Below are 16,204 nucleotides of genomic sequence, written 5' to 3' on the forward strand. Positions count from 1 at the left end.
CGAGCGTTTTATGTATAAATTGGTTCTTCAGGCGGTTTTATTTTCGGCACTGGCGATTGGATTCGTCGTCTTTAAATCAGACGGCTTGCGTCAGGCGGCGCAGACTGGGGACATCTCACACCTGTCCTCAACCAGCGTAGCCGCCGCGTCCTATATGTCGTTGACCGATCAGCTTTCGGGCAAGTCTGGCCATGCTTCCGCAGGCTACGGTATATATGATGCCTATGGCAGCCCGAGCCAACCGTGGTACGCCAAATATGACCCGCGTCAGCTATGGCGCGCGCACCCGAGACAGATCAAATTGAACCCCAAAACCATCCTCGCACCGCACAGTGACGGGGAGAGCCCCGACAGCCTTGCCGCGCAACTTGCCAAAAAGGGATTGAATGCTGAAGATGTGAGCGTGGTCAAATTGAACTGAGCGGCTCGCGCCCGGTTCAAACCTGATCAAAAATCGACGTCAACATTGGGTAATTTCAGCTCTTTCATCAAGTCGCGAAGCTCCTGACGGGCGGCAACGTTGGAAATATTGAGCGCCGATTTCACACCGATGTCTTTCAAATCCAAAAGCGTCAGACCGCGCGGGAACAGTTCGCGGTAAATCACCCGCTCGGAAAACCCCGGCGCGACGCGGAACCCGATCCGTTTCGCCAGCTCCTCCATCGCGTCACCGATCTTTTTCTTGTTGTGCATCTGTTGCGCGCCCAAACGGTTGCGCAAGACCACCCATTCGATCGGTTTCAACCCGGCCTGTGCCCGCAATTGCCGGGCGTTCCAGACCATTTCGGAATAGACGGAAGGGCCGAGAATTTTGTTGGTGTCAGGATCAACCCGCGCCAAAAGGTCAAAGTCGATGAAACTGTCATTCATCGGCGTGATCAACGTGTCGGCCAGCGAATGCGCCACCTGAGACAGGCGGGTGTGTGAGCCGGGACAGTCGATCAGGATGAAGTCACAGGATTCCTCAAGCCCGGTCACGGCCATCGACAGACGACGATCATAGATGTTCTCGCCCTCGGCCAAATCCGCGGCCTCGATTTGTGGCAGGTCGCGATATTCGGGCGTCGGAAGGTCCATGCCTTCACGCACGCAATAGGACAGGCGATTTTCCAAATAGCGGGCGAATGTTTTTTGGCGCAGATCCAGATCCAGCGCGCCCACCCGTAGGCCCAGACGGGACAAAGCCGTCGCCACATGCATGGACACGGTTGACTTCCCGGCCCCGCCCTTTTCGTTCCCGACGATGATAATATGCGCCACGTCCCGTATTCCCACTTCTCTCGGCGCGCTTGTTGGTCTGCGCGCTCATGTCGTTTGAGTTCTTGTATGCCGTTGTTCGGGGCTTTTGTTCAAGTGCGATCAACATGCGGGAAGGGGCAACCTCAGGGCCGTTGCCGAAATGTGGCATTGCTGCGCGGGGGGGGGGCTGGGTCTGGTTTGGCCGAAGCCCAGAGATGCGGGCAGGACTGGAAAAGAGGGACAGCGTGCTCGCAACGAAAAACGCCGCCCCATGGGGCGGCGTTGATCATCATAAACGGGGATTGGCTTAAAAGCCGAGGCCCGCATATTTGTTTTTGAACTTCGACACGCGACCGCCAGCATCCATAAGGCGCGAGCTGCCGCCGGTCCATGCCGGGTGCACGGTCGGGTCGATGTCGAGGGCAAGCTGGTCGCCTTCGTTGCCCCAGGTGGAGCGCATCTGAAGGATCGTGCCGTCGGTCATTTTGACGTCGATGAAGTGGTATTCGGGGTGTGTATCTTTTTTCATCGGTCAGATCCTTACGCGTCTGCGCCGGAAAGCGGCTTGTAATTGGTGACTTCGGCGATACGTGCGGATTTACCACGACGATCACGGAGGTAGTACAGTTTGGCGCGACGCACACGGCCACGACGCACAACTTCGATCGACTCGATGTTGGTCGAGAACAGCGGGAACACACGTTCCACGCCTTCGCCAAAGGAGATTTTACGCACGGTGAAAGAGCCAGCGATGCCCTTGCCGTTTTTGCGGGAGATGCAGACACCTTCGTAGTTCTGCACACGGGTGCGCGTGCCTTCGGTCACTTTGTAACCGACGCGGATGGTGTCACCGGCTTTGAAATCCGGGATGGTCTTGCCGAGGGCAGCAATCTGCTCGGCTTCCAGTTGGGCGATAAGGTTCATCGCTTTACTCCAATGATGCTCACGGTTTTGGCCCGTGAAGGTTTACGCGTCCTCAGAGCTCTGTGTCTTCTATCGGGTCCGCTGATGCGCCCGCCAGAGGTTCAGGTCGTCTTTGCTTTGGTCATTTTCCGGGTCTCAGGTGATGCCGAAGAAAACATCAGACCAAAGAAAAAAGATCCGCGAACCGATTCCGGTCCCGGATGGGCGGTGTATAGGGCCATCCAGCCATTCGATCAAGAGGGTTTTCCCCTTTATTTGTTGGATTTTTCGGCCTCATAGGCCGCCCACATGTCCGGCCTGCGTTCGCGGGTGATTTTTTCGGACATCTTTTGCCGCCACTCCGCAATTTTACCGTGATGACCCGACATCAACACCTCTGGGATCGGCATGCCGCGCCACTCAGCGGGTTTGGTGAATTGCGGATGTTCCAAAAGGCCGTTGGAATGGCTTTCGTCTTCGATGCTCTCGGCATTGCCCAAAACGCCGGGCAAAAGCCGCACCGTGGCGTCGATCATCGCCTGTGCTGCGATCTCGCCGCCAGTGAGGACGAAATCGCCAAGAGAGACCTCTTCGATGCCGTAGTGAAACAGCACCCGGTCATCGACGCCCTCAAAGCGGCCACAGATCATCGTGATCCCGCGCGCCTTGGACCAACGTTTCGCCGTCGCCTGATCAAACCGTTTGCCGCGTGGCGACAGGTACACCAGCGGCCAGTCTTCGCGGTTGGGCGGTGTGCCGTTCATGGCAAAGTCAATCGCCCGGCCCATCACGTCAGGGCGCAGCACCATCCCCGCACCGCCCCCCGCAGGCGTGTCATCGACATTGCGGTGTTTGCCCTCGCCAAACTCGCGCAGGTGGATTTGCTCCAACTGCCATGTGCCCTCTTGCAATGCTTTGCCGGTCAGGCTTTCGCCCAAGACTCCCGGAAAGGCCTCAGGAAACAGCGTGATGATTTTTGCTTTCCACACCCCCATCAGGTCCGGCGTGTTGGTCATCAACTCGCGCGGCGCCACGGTGGGGCGCACGGCGAGGCGGCCATGGGATTTCATCGGCTTTGGGGCGGTGGAGTCGGATTCGTCAGACATACCGCCATATAGCCGTGCCCAAGAGATGCGCCAAGGGCGAAAGGAAACGTGAAAGCTGATCCGCTTTAGGTGCCGTTGGGTTTACAATCGCCTCCTGCGCCATTTGATAGGCGGGGATCTTCGATGTCCAACAGCGAAAAGAAATCAATGGCGCGGGCTGAGACCTTGGTCTTGGTGGCTTTAGGCGTTACCGCGATGGCCCGACAAACCGAGAACCGCGTACCATCGCGGCGTCAAAAGCACGCGGTCTTGTAGGTCGGCTTCAACATGCGGCGCAAGATGGCCACGTTGCGAAACGAAAATGTCTTGGAGCGTCGTCGCGCCGGTTTTGTGAAACCCGGCATGGATGAGAATCCGTCGGCTCACTCAAACAGCCCCTCCGGCGGGTCCGCGATGATCCGGCCAGACGCCAAATCCACCGTCGGCACAACCGCCATCGTAAATGGCATCAACACCGAGGCTTTCAACGCAGGCCCTGAGACTTCCAACAAATCACCCGCGCCGTGGTTAAGCACATTACTCACCGTGCCCAACACCGCGCCGCCCGTATCCAGTACAGTCAGCCCGATCAAGTCGGCGTGGTAATATTCGTCGTCGGGCAATGAGGGCAAAACGTCCCGCTCGGCATAAAGCACGACGCCTTTGAGTGCGTCGGCCTCTTCCTTGGTGGTCACACCTTCCAGATCGGCGGCAAAGCCGTTTTTGATCGCGCGGGTGAGGGTGAGGTTATAGGTGGTTTTACCGTCCTCAGAGGTGAGGGGCGAGTAGTCGCCAATCGCCTCGGGATCAGCGCAGAAACTTTTGATCCGCACTTCGCCATGAACGCCAAACGCGCCCGCAATGGCGCCAACGATGATTCTTGTATCCGTCATATCCAACTCTCGACTGGCCTTTGCGGCGCTTCAGATTAACGGTCCAGAATGTCCGGGCAAGGGTGACGTTTTTCCCACCCAAGGCGTTCCAGTTCCGGCAGTTCCGTGTCTTCTTCGGGGTGCCCGATGCAAAGATAGCCGATCAGGCTCCATGTGTCTGCCACCTCAAGGTCGCGGCAGAGCGCCTTGGGGTCAAGGATCGAGACCCAGCCCAAACCAATGCCCTCGGCGCGCAGCATCAGCCAAAATTGCATGATTGCGGAGACCACGGAATAGCGCAGCATTTCGGGCATGGTGGCCACGCCCAAGCCTTTGCCCTCCGTTGTGGCCTCGTCACAAAATACCGCGATTTGCACCGGGGCTTCGCGCATCCCGGTCAGTTTCAACCCGGCATATTGTTTGGCGGTCTCGCCGCTATAGCCGGCCAGCGCGTCGGCATTGGCGGCCTCGAAATTCTCAAGCGCGGCTTTGCGCGCAGTTTCTGATGTCAGGCGCACAATCCGCCACGGTTGCGACAGACCAACCGAGGGCGCCAAGGTGAAGGCATCCAGGCATTTGGTCAGAACCGCCTCATCCACCGGATCGGTGCGAAACCGACGCACGTCCCGCCGCCAGCGCAGCAGCGCATGCAGATCGTTTCGAAACGCTTGTGAAAACTGGCCGATGTGAGATGTCGTCATCTGTTTGATCCTGTATCGCATCCATCCGCCTCATGCCGCGTGAGGTGGCACCATAGGCAGGTCTTTCGGGTCAGAAAATCACCCCAAAGGGGAAACGCCGGACCTACCAAACGGCAGACCCGGCGCAGAACAGCAGGGGTCAGGTCAAAAGGCCTGGTGCCCCGTCCGATACCGATGCGGACGGGCCGCAGCGGTCCAGAGCTTATTCCTCAGCAGCAGCTTCGGCCGGCGCGGCAGCGGCTTCAGCGGCAGCAGCAACTTTTGCAGCTTTCTCTTCAGCGCGCTCGACGGCTTTTTTGCCCGGCTTGGCTTTGTTCGGGTTGGCGCGGACTTTTTTCTCAAGAACGCCAGCCGCTTCGAGCATACGTGCCAAACGGTCGGTCGGCTGTGCGCCTTGGCCGAGCCAATATTTCACGCGGTCGAGGTCCATTTTGACGCGATCTTCGGAGTCTTTCGGCAAGAGCGGGTTGTAGGTGCCCAGCTTTTCGATAAAGCGGCCATCACGCGGCATGCGCGCGTCGGATGCAACGATGGAATAGTGCGGGCGTTTTTTGGAACCGCCGCGGGCGAGACGAATTTTCATAGCCATGGTGTAATCTCCTGATTGAGCTATTGAGCTGAGACGTGTTTGAAAACGCTCAGCAATCCTGATGTTTTTCGTGGTGGTGAATGACTTCCTGAATGATGAATTTCAGGAATTCCTTTGCGAATTCCGGGTCTAGATCGGCACGTTTGGCCAAGTCTTCGAGCCGGGCAATTTGTTTGGCCTCCCGATCGGGATCGGAGGGCGGCAGGTCATGCGCGGCTTTGAGTTTGCCGACAGCCTGTGTGTGTTTGAACCGCTCGCCCAGCGTATAGACGAGGATCGCATCGAGCCGATCAATGCTTTCGCGATGCTCTTTGAGGATTTCCTGAGCGCGGGTGACATCATTGCTCATGCGTAGGCCTCCATTCCGCCGTCTTGCAACGCCTCTGGCGAGGGGTGGCGATAGACAAGGCAGTCCTCTTGATCGGGTGTGTCGGCGGTTGTGTCCAACGTCGCGCCCAGCCGTTCGGCCAGCGCAATCGAACGGACATTGCCCGCGTCGATGTAGGACACCAACGTGTCGTGACCCAGTTCGACATAGGCATAGGAGCGGGCCATTTCGGCGGCTTCAAAGGCGTAACCATGGCCCTCAAACCCCTCCATCATGAACCAGCCGAGTTCGAGTTCCGGGAAATGCGGCGGTTTGTTGAGTGCAACCTGACCAACAAACGCCCCGTCTTTGAGCCGCTCAATGCCCCATGCGCCGTGACCGAAAAGATCCCATTGCGCGATGTCACCACAGAACGCGAACCAAGCCTGACGGCGGGTCAGCGGCCCATGCATAAACGTCGAGCGCTCGGAGGCGAACATGTCAGCGAAGTGATCGAAATCACTTGCAACATGGCCGCGCAACCGCAGGCGCTGGGTGTCTATGGTGGGGGCGAGCGTCATGACTATTTCTTTTTGCCCAGACCGGAGAGATTGGAGGGCAGGCCCATGCCGCCGCCCAGCCCCGGAAGACCGCCCGGAAGGCCAGACATGCCCTTGGGCAATGCGCCAGAGAGCGCCTTGGTGGCTTCGGCCATTTTTGCCGGGTCCATATCTTCGAGACCTTCGGGGCCGCCTTTGCCAAACATGCCTTTGACCGCCTGTTTCAACATGCCGCCCTTGCCCATTTTGCCCATCTTTTTCATCATGTCCGCCATTTGGCGGTGCATTTTCAAAAGTTTGTTGAGCTCGGACACTTCAAGACCTGCACCCTTGGCGATCCGCTTTTTGCGTGAGGCCTGCAAGAGCGCCGGGTTGGCGCGTTCTTTTTTGGTCATGGATTGCACGAGGGCGATTTGGCGGGTGATGACCTTGTCGTCAAAGCCCGCATCGCTGACCTGCTTGGCCATTTTTCCCATGCCGGGCATCATCCCCATGATGCCTTCCATGCCGCCCATTTTTTGCATCTGTTCAAGCTGCATCTTCAGGTCGTTCATGTTGAACTGACCCTTTTGAAAGCGCTTCATCATCCGCTGGGCTTGGTCGGCCTCGATGGTTTCCTGTGCCTTTTCGACAAGCGCAACAATGTCGCCCATGCCTAGGATGCGACCCGCCACACGGTCCGGGTGGAACTCTTCGAGCGCGTCCATCTTTTCGCCCAAGCCGACGAATTTGATCGGCTTGCCGGTGACCGCACGCATGGAAAGCGCCGCACCCCCGCGACCGTCGCCATCCATCCGGGTCAACACGACGCCGGTGATGCCGATCCGGCCATCAAAGTTTTCGGCGGTGTGCACCGCATCTTGGCCGGTTAGACCGTCCACCACCAAAAGCGTCTCACGCGGGGCGGTGACGGCTTTGACCTCTTCGACTTCGGCCATCAACGCGTCGTCGATCGACAAACGACCGGCGGTGTCGAGCATATAGACGTCATAGCCGCCCATCAGCGCCTGTTGTTTGGCGCGTTTGGCGATGTCGGCGGGCTTTTGCCCCGGCACGATCGGCAAAGTGTCGACGCCGATCTGATCGCCCAAGACCTTGAGCTGATCCATCGCCGCCGGACGATAGACGTCAAGCGAGGCCATCAACACGCGCTTGCCCTGTTTGTCTTTCAAACGCTTGGCAAGTTTCGCGGTGGTTGTGGTTTTACCACCACCTTGCAGACCGACCATCAAGATCGCGGCAGGCGGGTTGTCGACCTTAAGTTGACCGATTTCGGCACCGTCTCCGGCCAGAACCGCGATCAATTCGTCATGGACGATTTTGACAACTTGCTGACCCGGAGTCACGGATTTAGTGACGGCTTGGCCGGTGGCCTTGGCTTCAACCGCTTTGACGAAATCACGCGCCACGGGCAGCGAGACATCGGCCTCAAGCAGGGCCACACGCACTTCGCGCAGGGCGGTTTTGACATCGTCTTCGGACAAAGCACCCTGTTTGGTGAGCTTGTCGAAGACGCCAGAGAGGCGTTCGGACAGATTTTCAAACATGGGCCGTTCTCCTTTTTCGATCCGTTTTGGGATCAGGGGCCGTTAACGATGTGCTCTATGTGGGGACAGAGCGGCGAATTGCAAAGCCCAAATGCGGTTCCGCCCCCGTGGGCGTATAACGCTGACGGGGGGCGATCCTGGCACTCGGCCTGAGGACCGGAAGACACGACTTCCGGGGAATTTGATCCGGGCAATACGCGCCTGCGTATGGAGAGTCAAGACAATGAGGCGTCAGATCCGCGCACAACGCGCTGGTCGATGGGCCAAATCACTCTAATATTTAATCTACGGCTCAGGGGGAGAGACCAGATGAAGGACGCACAGATGACAGTCCGCGCACAAGACGCCTGTGAAACCGGGGTGCTTTATGTGGCGGGCGGGGCGGATTATGTGGATTTGGCGATCCAATCGGCGCGCTCCTTACGGGCACAGGACCCCGATATTGCCATTGATCTGGTCACCGACCTGCCGGAAAACCTGCCGCGGGATTTGTTTGATCGGGTCACCGCCTGTCCTGACATGCACCCGCGCGAGAAGCTGCGTGCCATGTCCGCCACCCGGTTTCAACGCACGCTCTATGTCGATTGCGACACGCTGTTTGTTGCACCTCTGGGCGATCTCTTCGCGGTACTGGATCGGTTTGAATGCGCGCTCACCCATGATGTGCGCCGCGATTGGGCGTTGATCCAGGAGGGACGCGACCACCAAACCCCTTATGCCTTTCCGCAACACAATTCTGGGGTGTTTCTCTATCGCCGCTCGGAACCGATGTGGGCGTTTCTGGCCGAATGGGCTGATCGGTTTTTCGCCGATGATGCGATTGAGCGCGATCAGATCATTCTCAAGGACCTGTTATGGGAAAGCGATTTGCGCTTTTACGTTTTGCCGCCCGAATTCAACCTGCGCCGGGTGACGGTCTTGGATGCGTGGGAGCCGCTGGATGCCCGCCCGACCATTCTCCATTCGCATCGGTTTCAGGACCACATGCGCGCCAAGGACGGTCAGGCCGCAGAACGCATTTCAACGCTGGAGACGCTTTTGGCGGTCGAACGGGTGGCCTTGGCGCAGGAATGGGATGCGGCGCTGCCTGAGCAGGCGCAGCGTTGGGCGCATTTGCGGAAATAAAGGAATGCCCTTGCAATTTTGAACGGACGGCGTGAGTGTGGCGGGAAAGCGTTCCTTGCTGCACATGAGGTTGTTGATGTCTGTTGAAAACTGGGATGAATTTCGCACCGCCTTTCATGTTGCCAAAATGGGCACTGTCTCAGGGGCCGCTCAGGCGCTTGGTGTGCATCATGCCACCGTGATCCGCCATATCGATTCTTTGGAATCGCGCCTTGGGGTCAAACTGTTCCAACGTCATGCGCGCGGCTACACCTCGACTGAGGCCGGGCTTGATCTGTTGAAAATTGCCCAGACCACCGACGATCAGTTTTCGCAGCTCGTCTCACGCATCAAAGGCCGTGGTGAAAAGGTCGAGGGCGAATTGGTGATCACCTCCTTGCCCGGTGTCGCGCGGCTTATGGCGCCCGCGATTGCCGAGTTTCAGTACCAACACCAAGATCTCTATGTGCGCTATGTGATGGACGAACGTGTGCTGCGGCTGGAATATGGCGAGGCGCATGTTGCCATCCGCGCGGGCCTGCCGCCGCAGGAACCCGACAATGTGGTTCAGAAATTTTACAGCCAAGCCTTTGGCCTCTACGCGCATGAGACTTACCTTGAACGCTATGGCCGGCCCGATGACGCCGATCTCACAACCAAGCTGCGCTTCGTCGCCTTGGACAACAAGACCTCGCGCGCACCTTTCATGATTTGGATGAATGAGAATGTCGCCGATGATCGGGTGGTGTTTCGCACCTCTGATGGCGAAGCCCTGGCCGAGGCTGTCATAGCGGGGGCAGGTGCCGGGTTCATGCCGACATGGCGGGGTGAGCGGACGTCCGGGTTGGTACAACTGATGCCTCCCACGCCGGAGCTGGAAAGTCAGGGGTGGCTGGTGACCCATGTCGATCTGCATCGCACCGCCAAGGTGCAGGCTTTTCTAAAGTTTTTGAAAGCCTATGCGAAGGACATGGAAGATTTGCCCGAAAGATACTCGGCGTGATGACAACGCACGTCACGGCCCCTGTGCGCGTGCGGGCAATGGACGCGCCCGCACCGTTTCGGTAAGGGGCATGGGGCCAGTTGATCGCAACTGGTTTCACAGGGAGCCTCTCGTGCCACACAAAGCTTCTGCCAATGACCGGCGCAACGGGCATCTTGCGATGCTCACCTTCTCTTTCCTCGTTGCCGGGTCCTTTTCGCTTGGGGCCATGGCTGCCAATGAAATCACCCCGCTTGCGATCAATGGGGTGCGTTTTGTTCTGGCCGCGCTGATCGTGGGTGTTTTGGCGCTTGTGACCGGTGGCATTCCGCGCGCGTCTTTCAAACAGCCATGGCGCTACGCCATTCTCGGCGGGATTTTCGCGCTGTATTTCGTCATGATGTTTGTCGGATTGAAAACCGCGACGCCGGTCTCCGCCTCCGCCGTCTTTACCCTGACCCCGGTTTTGGCCGCGTTCTTTGGCTATCTCATCATGCGCCAAATCACCACGCGCCGCATTGCCGTGGCTTTGGCCATTGGTGCCGCGGGTGCGCTTTGGGTGATTTTCAGGGCGGATCTCAAGGCGCTTTTGGCGTTTCAAATCGGCAAAGGCGAGGCGCTGTATTTCATCGGCGTTGTCGCTCATGCGATCTACACACCTTTGGTGCCGCGTCTGCACCGGGGCGAGCGTACCTTTGTCTTTACCTTCTTTATCCTTTCCGCAGCCTCCATCGTGATCCTCGCGTTCGGCTGGCGCGATATTCTGGCCACCGATTGGGCCGCGCTGCCCTCGATCGTCTGGATCACCTTGGCCTATCTCGCTGTTGTCGCCACCACCATCACCGCCTCGCTTTTGGCCTTTGCCTCCGTGCGTTTGGCGGCGGCAAAAGTCATGGCCTACACCTATCTTGTGCCCTCATGGGTGATCATTTGGGAAATTTTTCTGGGTCATGGCGTGCCGCCGATGTTGGTGTTCGGTGGGATCGGCTTGACGATTTTGGCGCTCTATTTGTTGCTCAAACACGAGGCGTAAACCTGTGTCGAAGCGCATCACAGTGGCGCTGAACGGCTTTGGCCGACAGCGGGCCACCGTGCCCGAGAAAAAACGCGCGCCCGCCAACAGACAAAAGACGTTGCAAGGACGCGACGACGTGTAGGGGCTCTTCTTCGAATGGCGGCGATTTCGGCCGGGCGCGGCACGCGATACCGCCCAGCAAAATCCCGGATGCCGCCAAATCCCCGGCGATGACGCGGCCGTCCTCCAAAAGAACCGACACGGACCCCGGCGTATGGCCGGGCGTGTGGAGCACCTGCGCCGCAATCCCAAACTCTGAAAGATCAAACCCGTCCGTGGTCATGATCACATCGGGCGTCACGGCCTCAAACGGTCGTTGGATCGCACCCGTCCTGTAAAACACCCGGCCAAAAGGTCCGCTTGGTCTGAGCCGCGGCGGCTCGCCCTGACAATAGGGAAGCTCATCGTGATGCGCGAGCAGGGGCGCGGCGCTACGCATCTGCACACGGGCGGCGGAGCCGGCGTGATCAATGTGAGCATGGGTGAGAAGGATGAGGGTGAGATTTGACCAATCCAAGCGCCTTGCGTTCAGCGCCTTTTCGATCTTGGGCTCTGAATTGGGCAGGCCTGTGTCCACCAAAACGGCGCGATCTCCCCGACTGATCAGAAAGGCATTGAGCATGCCAAAGGGCAGCATGGGGATGGTATCGACAAATGTTTGGGTCATGGCGCGTGTCTCGGATAGGATCAGGATGCAATCGGTGATGACATCGCCGCCAGACGCCCGCAATTGGGCACTTTTTTGTAACCGGAGGACCAGATGCAGCATATGAGGCCGCCCCAAAACCGTCCGTGGACTGTCCCAGAGACGGGCGCTTGCCCTGTGGGGGAGACGCTGCGGCTATTGGGCGGCAAGCACGGCCCATCTGTGCTTCATTGTTTGCTGGGGGGAGAGATGCATTTCCTCGAACTGACCCGCGCCCTCGATGGCATCAGTCGGAAGGTTTTAAAGGCGCAGTTGCGGGCGTTTGAAGACAATGGATTGGTGTTGCGGGTCGCCAAATATGACGCCCGCCGACGGGTCGGCTATTCTCTGACCGACAAGGGCCGCGCGCTGGGGGAGATCGTGGGACAGCTTTACGATTGGAGCCAAGAGTGGGCATAGGGGACGTTTAGTCTTGCGGCAGTTCCTGCGCTAAAAACCGTTCCAACCCATCAAGGTCCAGTTCGACGAACTGCCCAAACCCCTGCATCCATACAGAGGAGGCGCGGATCGCGCTCGGGTCGAGTTTGCACCATTTCACCCGACCGCGCTTTTCTTGCACGATCAATCCGGCGCGGGTGAGGATGCCAAGATGTTTGGAAATCGCCGCCAGTGACATCTCGAACGGTTCGGCCACATCGGTCACCGCCATGTCGTCCTCAAGCAACATCTCAAGGATCGCCCGACGGGTCGGATCAGACAGGGCGGCGAATATGAGATCAAGATCATGCGACATATCAAATCCGTTAGGGCCACACGATGCTTTGGTCAACCATTTGGTTGAATAACGAAAACGCGAGCGGCGAGCGCTAACAGCGGCAAAGGCATGTTGGGTGCTGCCTTTATTGCGATTGAAATACTCAATTAAAACATATGGTTAAGCCATTTTAAAATGGGGTATTCCCGTGTTGACTCTGAATGCCCTCCCGCATAGCTTGCCGCCAAGCAACCAAAGGGGCTTTTTGCCATGACCGACCCGCATGATCCCGAGCGCCTGCGCGCTTTGGAAGATCGGATCGAAAAGGCAAAAGGGGCGCTGACGCCCAAAGCCTCCCGCGGTGAAGAACACTTTTCTCAGGCCAATATGGCCTGGCGGATGGTGGTGGAATTGGTGGCTGGTCTCTTGATCGGCTTTGGTATGGGGTGGGGCTTGGATAAGCTCTTGGGCACAACGCCCTTGTTCCTCGTACTGTTCATAGGCTTCGGTCTTGCTGCGGGCGTCAAAACGATGATGCGAACCGCCAAGGAAATCGAAGCTGGGCAGGTGGCAGATGCCGCCAAGAATGATAACGCGGGTGACCCCGCACGTGATGAGAGGGATTGAACGTGGCAACTGAAGCGCATGGTTCCGAGAGCAGCTTGGCCTTCCACCCGATGGATCAGTTCAAGCCGGTGTCTCTGTTTGGCGACGGCACGATCCATTGGTACACCGTGACCAACGTCACGCTTTGGATGGCGATCACCGTTCTGGCGATCGTGCTCCTTTTGGTCGTCGGCTCCCGTGGCCGCGCCATGGTGCCCTCCAAAGGTCAGTCCATTGCCGAGCTGATGTACGGTTTCGTCTATAAGATGGTAGAAGATGTCGCTGGCAAAGACGCCATCCGCTACTTCCCGTATATCATGACGCTGTTCTCGTTCATCGTCTTCGCCAACATACTTGGCCTTCTGCCGCTGTCCTTCACCACCACGTCCCACATTGCTGTGACCGGTGTTCTCGCCCTCTTGGTGTTCTCTTTCGTCACCATTCTGGGGTTTGTGAAAAACGGCTCCAAATTCCTCGCGTTGTTCTGGATTTCCTCCGCGCCGCTCGCTGTGCGCCCGCTTCTTGCGGTGATCGAGCTGATCTCCTACTTCGTGCGCCCTGTCAGCCACTCCATTCGTTTGGCTGGTAACATGATGGCCGGCCACGCCGTGATCAAAGTGTTTGCGGGCTTTGCCGCCATCGCCGCTATCTCGCCGGTTTCGATCCTTGCGATCACCGCGATGTACGGTCTCGAAATTCTCGTGGCCTTCATTCAGGCCTACGTGTTCACCATTCTGACCTGTGTCTATCTCAAAGACGCACTGCACCCGGTTCACTAAGTCCGGTCAGGTTTAGAACTCACTTTTTCAGCCAATTCCAACGTAAGGAGATACCCCCATGGAAGGCAATATCGCAGAACTCGGCAAATACATCGGTGTAGGCCTCACAGCAATCGGCATGGGTGGCGCAGCCATCGGTGTGGGTAACGTGGCTGGCAACTACCTGTCCGGCGCTCTTCGTAACCCGTCCGCAGCTGCATCGCAAACTGCGACCCTCTTCATCGGCATGGCCTTTGCAGAAGCTCTGGGGATCTTCTCGTTCCTCGTCGCTCTTCTGCTGATGTTCGCCGTCTGATCGAACACTCTATCCTTACGGCAGGGTGGGTCGGTTTTCCGATCCACCCTCGCGTAAACTAGGGGTCTCTCCGGCATAGGTTTCGGAGAATTAGGTCAGAGCCAGGAGGATAAGATGGCAACAGAGACGCACGGGGCAGAGTTGGCGACCGCTGAGGCAGGCATGCCGCAGCTCGACTTCGCGACATTCCCCAACCAAATTTTCTGGCTTCTGGTCACGCTTGTCGTGATCTATTTCGTGCTCTCGAAAATCGCCCTGCCGCGCATCTCTACGGTGCTTGCGGAACGGTCCGGCACGATCATGAATGATATTTCTGCCGCTGAAGAGCTCAAGCTCAAGGCCAAAGAGGCAGAAGCAGCCTATAACGCGGCTCTCGCTGAGGCGAAGTCTGAAGCGCAACGGATCTCCAACGAGACCCGCGCTGCGATTCAGGCCGATCTCGACACAGCGCTTGCCAAAGCCGATGCACAGATTGCGGCCAAAGCGGCCGAATCTGAGAAAGCCATCACCGAAATCCGCGATGGTGCGATGGACAGTGTCAAAGCTGTGGCCAAAGACACCGCCAAAGAAATCGTCGCCGCTCTCGGTACAACTGCGGATGCACGCACCATCACCGCCGCGGTCACCGCGCGTATGAAAGGGTAAGGATATGAAAAAACTTTCTCTTCTCATCGCATTGGTTACTGCAACCCCGGCCTTGGCCGCATCCCAAAACCCGTTTTCGGGCGATTTCTGGACGCTGACCAACACCAACCTGATCGTCCTTTTGGGCTTTTTGGTGTTTGTTGGCATTCTGATCTGGAAAAAGGTTCCGGCTCTGTTGGGCAAAATGCTTGACGACCGTGCGGCTGGCATCAAATCCGATCTGGACGAAGCCCGTGCCCTGCGTGACGAAGCGCAGTCGATCTTGGCCTCTTACGAGCGCAAACAGCGCGAAGTGCAAGACCAAGCCGACGCTATTGTCGCTCAGGCCAAAAAAGACGCGGAATTGGCTGCCGAGAAAGCGAAAGAGGACATCAAGACCTCGATCCAACGTCGTCTCGCCGCGGCTGAAGACCAGATTGCGGCAGCCGAAGCTGCGGCCATCCGTGACGTGCGCAACGCAGCCATCACCGTCGCCATTGGCGCGGCCTCTGACATCATCACCAAACAGATGACGGCAGCAGATGCCAATACGTTGATCGAAACCTCGATCACCGAAGTCGGTGAAAAACTGCACTGATCTTTCCCTGACCTGACCCGTCAAACCCCGATCAAAAAACCCCCGCTTTGGCGGGGGTTTTGTTTTGAGTATTTGGCTGCAATGAAAGGGGTCAGCCCCGCGACTGTTCATGCTCAAACCTGAGCCGGGCAATGTCTTCGTTGCGCTCGAATTTCTGCTGATCGCTGAGCGCCGTTTCGACATAATCCAGATGCCGGATCACTGCCGCGCGGGCGGCGTCCGGGTCGCGCGCTTGCAACGCGTCATTGATGGCGCGGTGTTGATCCAACAGAAGGGCGCGGTTGGTGCGTTGTTTGAAGATCACCGAGCGGTTGTAAAACACACCCTCACGCAGCAGATCAAACATTGACCGCATCATATGCAGCATGATGACATTGTGGCTGGCCTCAATGATCGAGAGGTGAAACTCCGCATCAAGCCGTGCTTCGTCCGTTGGATTGCGCTTAGGATGCGCCGCTTCCATTTTTTTAAAGATCGCGTTGATGACGTTTAAATCGGTGTCGGAGGCAAAGCGGGTGGCACGTTCGGCGGCCAGGCCCTCCATGTCACGACGAAACGCGATGTAGTCAAACACCGCCTCGTCATGGCTGCCAAAGAGTTTGACCAAGGCGGGGGAGAAGGCCGACCCCAAGACATCCGCGACAAACACGCCTGCGCCGGCTTTTGTGGTCAAAAGCCCCTTGGACGAGAGCTCTGCGAGGGCTTCGCGCACCGAGGGCCGCGATACGCCCAGACGCTCCGCCAAATCGCGTTCCGAGGGCAGGCGTTCGCCGGGTCGCAAAATGCCACGCAGGATCAACAATTCGATTTGCTTCATCACCGAATGCGACAGTTTTTCGGCGTTGATTTTTTGAAATGGCATGGGCCCCTCCATAAGAGTGATCAAATCATATGACCAGACGCGCAGAGGTGCCACGAAAACACGCATCTGTTGGCCG

At 57.8% G+C, this 16,204-nt stretch carries 24 protein-coding genes; 10 read left to right on the forward strand and 14 right to left on the reverse strand.

Annotated features, from left to right (window positions below):
- Positions 1–10: 10 nt before the first annotated feature.
- On the forward strand, positions 11–421 hold the full coding sequence (locus B30_RS11145) for a hypothetical protein (protein WP_009572172.1): 411 nt from the start codon (positions 11–13) through the stop codon (positions 419–421).
- A 26-nt stretch (positions 422–447) separates the two neighbouring features.
- Here the strand turns inward: B30_RS11145 and B30_RS11150 are convergent, their stop codons facing one another.
- The 11 genes from B30_RS11150 to ffh form a co-directional block, all read right to left on the reverse strand.
- The gene (locus tag B30_RS11150; protein ID WP_009572173.1) at positions 448–1,260 is read right to left on the reverse strand and encodes a division plane positioning ATPase MipZ; all 813 of its coding nucleotides are present in this window, start codon (positions 1,258–1,260) and stop codon (positions 448–450) included.
- A gap of 286 nt (positions 1,261–1,546) precedes the next feature.
- Complete coding sequence (rpmE, locus tag B30_RS11155; RefSeq protein ID WP_009572174.1) at positions 1,547–1,768, reverse strand: 50S ribosomal protein L31; 222 nt, start codon at positions 1,766–1,768, stop codon at positions 1,547–1,549.
- Positions 1,769–1,779: 11 nt separating this feature from the next.
- Positions 1,780–2,163 (reverse strand): 50S ribosomal protein L19, encoded by a 384-nt coding sequence (rplS, locus tag B30_RS11160; RefSeq protein ID WP_009572175.1) that lies wholly within the window; start codon positions 2,161–2,163, stop codon positions 1,780–1,782.
- A gap of 251 nt (positions 2,164–2,414) precedes the next feature.
- The gene (trmD, locus tag B30_RS11170) at positions 2,415–3,248 is read right to left on the reverse strand and encodes a tRNA (guanosine(37)-N1)-methyltransferase TrmD (RefSeq protein WP_009572176.1); all 834 of its coding nucleotides are present in this window, start codon (positions 3,246–3,248) and stop codon (positions 2,415–2,417) included.
- 180 nt (positions 3,249–3,428) lie between these two features.
- The gene (locus B30_RS11175; RefSeq protein ID WP_009572177.1) at positions 3,429–3,614 is read right to left on the reverse strand and encodes a hypothetical protein; all 186 of its coding nucleotides are present in this window, start codon (positions 3,612–3,614) and stop codon (positions 3,429–3,431) included.
- Positions 3,611–4,120 carry a ribosome maturation factor RimM gene (rimM, locus tag B30_RS11180; RefSeq protein ID WP_009572178.1) on the reverse strand — a complete coding sequence of 170 codons (510 nt, stop codon included), beginning with the start codon at positions 4,118–4,120 and terminating at the stop codon, positions 3,611–3,613. Before rimM ends, B30_RS11175 begins: the two co-directional genes overlap by 4 nt.
- A 35-nt stretch (positions 4,121–4,155) precedes the next feature.
- Positions 4,156–4,800 (reverse strand): 5,6-dimethylbenzimidazole synthase, encoded by a 645-nt coding sequence (gene bluB / locus B30_RS11185; RefSeq protein WP_009572179.1) that lies wholly within the window; start codon positions 4,798–4,800, stop codon positions 4,156–4,158.
- Positions 4,801–5,002: 202 nt separating this feature from the next.
- Complete coding sequence (rpsP, locus tag B30_RS11190) at positions 5,003–5,389, reverse strand: 30S ribosomal protein S16 (RefSeq protein ID WP_009572180.1); 387 nt, start codon at positions 5,387–5,389, stop codon at positions 5,003–5,005.
- 49 nt (positions 5,390–5,438) lie between these two features.
- The gene (locus B30_RS11195) at positions 5,439–5,738 is read right to left on the reverse strand and encodes a chorismate mutase (RefSeq protein WP_009572181.1); all 300 of its coding nucleotides are present in this window, start codon (positions 5,736–5,738) and stop codon (positions 5,439–5,441) included.
- Positions 5,735–6,277, reverse strand: a complete 543-nt coding sequence (locus B30_RS11200; RefSeq protein ID WP_009572183.1) for a GNAT family N-acetyltransferase — start codon at positions 6,275–6,277, stop codon at positions 5,735–5,737. The genes B30_RS11195 and B30_RS11200 overlap by 4 nt, the downstream gene beginning before the upstream one ends.
- A gap of 2 nt (positions 6,278–6,279) precedes the next feature.
- Positions 6,280–7,803 (reverse strand): signal recognition particle protein, encoded by a 1,524-nt coding sequence (gene ffh, locus B30_RS11205; protein WP_009572184.1) that lies wholly within the window; start codon positions 7,801–7,803, stop codon positions 6,280–6,282.
- Positions 7,804–8,127: 324 nt separating this feature from the next.
- On the opposite strand from ffh, the gene B30_RS11210 reads away from it, so the two are divergent.
- From B30_RS11210 to B30_RS11220, 3 genes are all read left to right on the forward strand, one after another.
- The gene (locus tag B30_RS11210; protein WP_009572185.1) at positions 8,128–8,928 is read left to right on the forward strand and encodes a hypothetical protein; all 801 of its coding nucleotides are present in this window, start codon (positions 8,128–8,130) and stop codon (positions 8,926–8,928) included.
- Between the two features lie 76 nt (positions 8,929–9,004).
- Positions 9,005–9,910 (forward strand): LysR family transcriptional regulator, encoded by a 906-nt coding sequence (locus B30_RS11215; protein ID WP_009572186.1) that lies wholly within the window; start codon positions 9,005–9,007, stop codon positions 9,908–9,910.
- Between the two features lie 160 nt (positions 9,911–10,070).
- Positions 10,071–10,922 (forward strand): DMT family transporter, encoded by an 852-nt coding sequence (locus tag B30_RS11220; protein WP_040402351.1) that lies wholly within the window; start codon positions 10,071–10,073, stop codon positions 10,920–10,922.
- Here B30_RS11220 and B30_RS11225 read toward each other — a convergent pair.
- Positions 10,906–11,733: an MBL fold metallo-hydrolase gene (locus B30_RS11225; protein ID WP_009572188.1), complete on the reverse strand. Its 828-nt coding sequence runs from the start codon at positions 11,731–11,733 to the stop codon at positions 10,906–10,908. The two genes, B30_RS11220 and B30_RS11225, sit on opposite strands and share 17 nt — an antisense overlap.
- On the opposite strand from B30_RS11225, the gene B30_RS22660 reads away from it, so the two are divergent.
- Positions 11,734–12,069, forward strand: a complete 336-nt coding sequence (locus B30_RS22660; protein WP_040402277.1) for a winged helix-turn-helix transcriptional regulator — start codon at positions 11,734–11,736, stop codon at positions 12,067–12,069. It abuts the gene before it with no gap.
- A gap of 7 nt (positions 12,070–12,076) precedes the next feature.
- Here B30_RS22660 and B30_RS11235 read toward each other — a convergent pair whose 3' ends face one another.
- Positions 12,077–12,403 carry an ArsR/SmtB family transcription factor gene (locus B30_RS11235; protein ID WP_009572190.1) on the reverse strand — a complete coding sequence of 109 codons (327 nt, stop codon included), beginning with the start codon at positions 12,401–12,403 and terminating at the stop codon, positions 12,077–12,079.
- A 231-nt stretch (positions 12,404–12,634) separates the two neighbouring features.
- Here B30_RS11235 and B30_RS11240 point away from each other — a divergent pair, with 231 nt between their 5' ends.
- The 5 genes from B30_RS11240 (at position 12,635) to B30_RS11260 (ending at position 15,266) form a co-directional block, all read left to right on the forward strand.
- Positions 12,635–12,991 carry an AtpZ/AtpI family protein gene (locus B30_RS11240; protein WP_009572191.1) on the forward strand — a complete coding sequence of 119 codons (357 nt, stop codon included), beginning with the start codon at positions 12,635–12,637 and terminating at the stop codon, positions 12,989–12,991.
- Positions 12,992–12,993: 2 nt separating this feature from the next.
- Positions 12,994–13,749 (forward strand): F0F1 ATP synthase subunit A, encoded by a 756-nt coding sequence (locus B30_RS11245; RefSeq protein WP_040402279.1) that lies wholly within the window; start codon positions 12,994–12,996, stop codon positions 13,747–13,749.
- A 58-nt stretch (positions 13,750–13,807) separates the two neighbouring features.
- A complete protein-coding gene (locus tag B30_RS11250; RefSeq protein ID WP_009572193.1) occupies positions 13,808–14,044 on the forward strand; it encodes a F0F1 ATP synthase subunit C in 237 nt (78 codons plus the stop codon).
- A gap of 114 nt (positions 14,045–14,158) precedes the next feature.
- On the forward strand, positions 14,159–14,689 hold the full coding sequence (locus tag B30_RS11255; RefSeq protein ID WP_009572194.1) for a F0F1 ATP synthase subunit B': 531 nt from the start codon (positions 14,159–14,161) through the stop codon (positions 14,687–14,689).
- A gap of 4 nt (positions 14,690–14,693) precedes the next feature.
- The gene (locus B30_RS11260; RefSeq protein ID WP_009572195.1) at positions 14,694–15,266 is read left to right on the forward strand and encodes a F0F1 ATP synthase subunit B; all 573 of its coding nucleotides are present in this window, start codon (positions 14,694–14,696) and stop codon (positions 15,264–15,266) included.
- 91 nt (positions 15,267–15,357) lie between these two features.
- On the opposite strand, the gene B30_RS11265 is transcribed toward B30_RS11260, so the two are convergent.
- A complete protein-coding gene (locus B30_RS11265; protein WP_009572196.1) occupies positions 15,358–16,128 on the reverse strand; it encodes a FadR/GntR family transcriptional regulator in 771 nt (256 codons plus the stop codon).
- Between the last annotated feature and the right edge of the window lie 76 nt (positions 16,129–16,204).

The organism is Celeribacter baekdonensis B30, assembly GCF_000299875.1.
GTDB classification, from domain to species: Bacteria; Pseudomonadota; Alphaproteobacteria; order Rhodobacterales; family Rhodobacteraceae; genus Celeribacter; species Celeribacter baekdonensis_A.